The organism is Streptomyces cahuitamycinicus, assembly GCF_002891435.1.
GTDB lineage: Bacteria > Actinomycetota > Actinomycetes > Streptomycetales > Streptomycetaceae > Streptomyces > Streptomyces cahuitamycinicus.
In genome coordinates, this window is the sequence record NZ_POUC01000642.1 from 1 (window position 1) to 3,249 (window position 3,249).

A 3,249-nucleotide genomic window follows, 5' to 3' on the forward strand; every position below is an offset into this window, starting at 1 on the left:
CCGTCAGGTGGTCGAGGACGCGGGACAGGGTGGGGGCGCCGGTCGCGGGAGCCGCGGGGCCGCTCGCGGGGCGGACGCCCATGGTGTCCAGGACGCGGTGCAGGCGGGCCGCGTCGAGGCGCCATTTGCGGTCGACGACCTCCTCCGGATACTCGCTCCAGGCCACCGGCGACCAGTCGGGCCCCGACCCGGCGGGGCCGCCGTGGAAGAGGCGGGCGGCGAGGAGGGAGGCGGCCTCGTCGACCGTGCCCGGCTCCTCCAGCAGATCGCAGGCGGGCCGCTCGCCCAGCCGGGACGCGAAGCCCTCCGCCAGGCGGTCGCGCCGGGACAGCTCCGTGAGCGCCGCGACCACACCGGCGTCCAGCCGGGACGGCCAGCGGCCCATCCGCCAGGCGGGCAGCGCCACCCGGGTCAGCAGCCGGTCCCACCCCGCGTACGCCAGGCCCACCTGCTCCTGGGCAACGATCCGCAGCCCGTAATCCACAGCCTGTGCACGCTCCGCGGCCGCGGCCGCCACACCCCGCTCCATCTCAGCGGCATGACCGCGGCAGCTGCGCAGCAGAAGCCGGGCGACCCAGCCGACCCCGGCGAGCACCGCCCGGGACACCGGCTCGCGACGGGGTGCCGAGGCCACTGCCACCGCGGCGTCCAGACCCCGGACGAAGCGCCGGGCGGCGGCTATGTCCGGGTGGGCCGAGGGGCCCGTACCGGCGATGACCGGGGCGAGGACCGCGCGCAGTTCACCGACCCGCATCCACCACAGGAACGGGGAGCCGATGACGAGGACCGGCGCGACGGGGTGCCGGCGGTGCGCCTGTTTCCCCGCTCCCGCTATGTCGTGGTGCTCCTCGGCCGGGGGCGGGCCGTGGGCCGGGTGCGTGCGGTCCTCCAGCCAGCTGTCGCAGTCCGGGGTGAGCGCTATCGCAGAGGGGGCTGGGACGTCGAGGCGGTCGGCGAGGTCGCGCACCATCCGGTACAGGTCGGGAGCCGCCTGCTCGGTGACCGGGACCGTCGGGCTCATGGCGGGCCGGGCCCGGGCGACGACCAGGGCGATCCCGGCGGCGGCGAGCAGCACGAGGGCCGCGACCGGCGTCAGGACCCAGCGGGCCGCGTCCCAGACGGGGCCCTCCAGGCGGTCGCCGACGGCGCCCGCGAGCAGGATCACGGCAACGGCGGCCGGCAGCAGGGCGACGGCCAGGGCACGGCTTCGGATGCGCAGCACGGCCAGTGCCCGTGCCCGCGCGGCCTGCGCGCCTGCTTCCACACCCATTCCGGTCACGACCGACCTCACCCCCTCCCCGTTGACCTGATGCTGCCCTTGCTCACTCCCCCACTGTGGCACCCGCCACTGACATCGCAATGCCGGTGGGCCAAGTGCCGGAACGCTTGCGCCGCACCCTAGTTGGGGCTCCGCTCCCCGTCAGCCGGAAAGGGCATCGGTCACTCGATGGAATGGCTTTGGGGAGAGGTGGATGACGGATAGCGAGCATCAGGCCCCCACCTCTCGCATACTTCCGGCCCTGCCTCTCGCATGTGTCAGACCCCACCTCTCGCATGCGCCAGGCCCCGGATCCTGAGACGGATCCGGGGCCTGTGGGGTTCATCGGCGGCGGGGTGGTTTTCCCTTCCCGTCGCAGGCCGGTTACGCGCCCGCCGCCTTCGCGGCGATGTCCGTGCGGTACTGGGAGCCGTCGAGGCGGATGCGGCCGACGGCCGTGTAGGCGCGGTCGCGGGCCTCGGTGAGGTCCTCGCCGGTGGCCGTCACGGACAGGACGCGGCCGCCCGCGCTGACGACGGCGTCCCCCTCCTGCCGGGTGCCGGCGTGCAGCACGTACGCATGCGGGGCGTCCTCGGCGGCGACCTCGTCGAGACCGGTGATGGCGTCGCCGGTGCGCGGGGTGCCGGGGTAGTTGTGCGAGGCGACGACGACGGTCACGGCCGCGTCGTCGCTCCAGCGCAGCGGCTCCAGGTGGGCGAGGTTGCCGGTGGCGGCGGCCATCAGCAGACCGGCCAGCGGCGTCTTGAGCCGGGCCAGGACGACCTGGGTCTCGGGGTCGCCGAACCGGGCGTTGAACTCGATCACGCGGACACCGCGGGAGGTGATCGCGAGACCGGCGTAGAGCAGGCCGGAGAAGGGTGTGCCGCGCCGCCGCATCTCGTCCACGGTGGGCTGCAGCACGGTCTGCAGCACCTCGTCGACCAGCTTCGGGTCGGCCCACGGCAGCGGGGAGTACGCGCCCATGCCGCCGGTGTTGGGGCCCTCGTCGCCGTCCAGTGCGCGCTTGAAGTCCTGGGCGGGCTGGAGGGGGACGACCGTCTCGCCGTCGGTGACGGCGAACAGGGAGACCTCGGGGCCGTCGAGGTACTCCTCGATGACCACGCGCTCGCAGGCCGCCGCGTGGGCCCGGGCCGCTTCGAGATCGTCGGTGACGACGACACCCTTGCCTGCGGCGAGCCCGTCGTCCTTGACGACGTACGGGGGCCCGAAGGCATCGAGGGCCGCGTCGGCCTCTTCCGGTGTGGTGCAGACGTACGACCGGGCCGTGGGCACCTCGGCCGCCGCCATGACGTCCTTCGCGAAGGCCTTGGAGCCTTCGAGCTGCGCGGCCCGCCCGGACGGACCGAAGACCGGGATGCCCGCCTCGCGCACGGCGTCGGCGACACCGGCGACCAGCGGGGCCTCCGGGCCGACGACCACGAGCTCCGCTCCGAGGCGGGTGGCCAGCGCGGTGACGGCCGCGCCGTCCAGGGCGTCGACCTGGTGCAGCTCGGCGACCTCGGCGATACCTGCGTTGCCGGGAGCGCAGTGCAGCGCGGTGACGTCGGGGTCGTGGGACAGGGAGTGGCACAGGGCGTGTTCGCGGGCGCCGCTGCCGATGACGAGGACCTTCACGGGGGTCAGCCTAACGGGAGGCGCTGGGTTCCCTTTGTGCGGGCCACCGAGGGGAGGGGGGAACTGGAGCTGGAGGTTCCTCCAAGGAGGGCGGCGCCGCGCCCTCCTCCGGCAGGCTCCGCATGCGAGTCCTGGCCGTTCACCTGCGAGTCCTGGCCGTTCCTCTAGGAGCCCTGGCCGTTCGCCTGCGAGCCCCGGTTACTCGTTCGTGAACTCCTCGACCACCGTCGCTCCCAGCTCCCTCACGATCAGCTCCTGACCGGAGAGGGCTGACTCGTCGAGGTCGGGGTCGTCGTCCTCGGGGATGTCCTCCTCGGCGGAGACATGACGTGGCCGTGGGGCGGAGGGCTGGGGGG

2 protein-coding genes are annotated in these 3,249 nt (G+C 74.1%); both read right to left on the bottom strand.

What is annotated here, in order from left to right:
* Window positions 1–1,270 (bottom strand): hypothetical protein (locus tag C1J00_RS40875; protein ID WP_180989880.1); only part of this gene is annotated, 1,270 nt, incomplete at its 3' end.
* 372 nt (window positions 1,271–1,642) lie between these two features.
* A complete protein-coding gene (gene purD, locus C1J00_RS40880; RefSeq protein WP_102913900.1) occupies window positions 1,643–2,893 on the bottom strand; it encodes a phosphoribosylamine--glycine ligase in 1,251 nt (416 codons plus the stop codon).
* Between the last annotated feature and the right edge of the window lie 356 nt (window positions 2,894–3,249).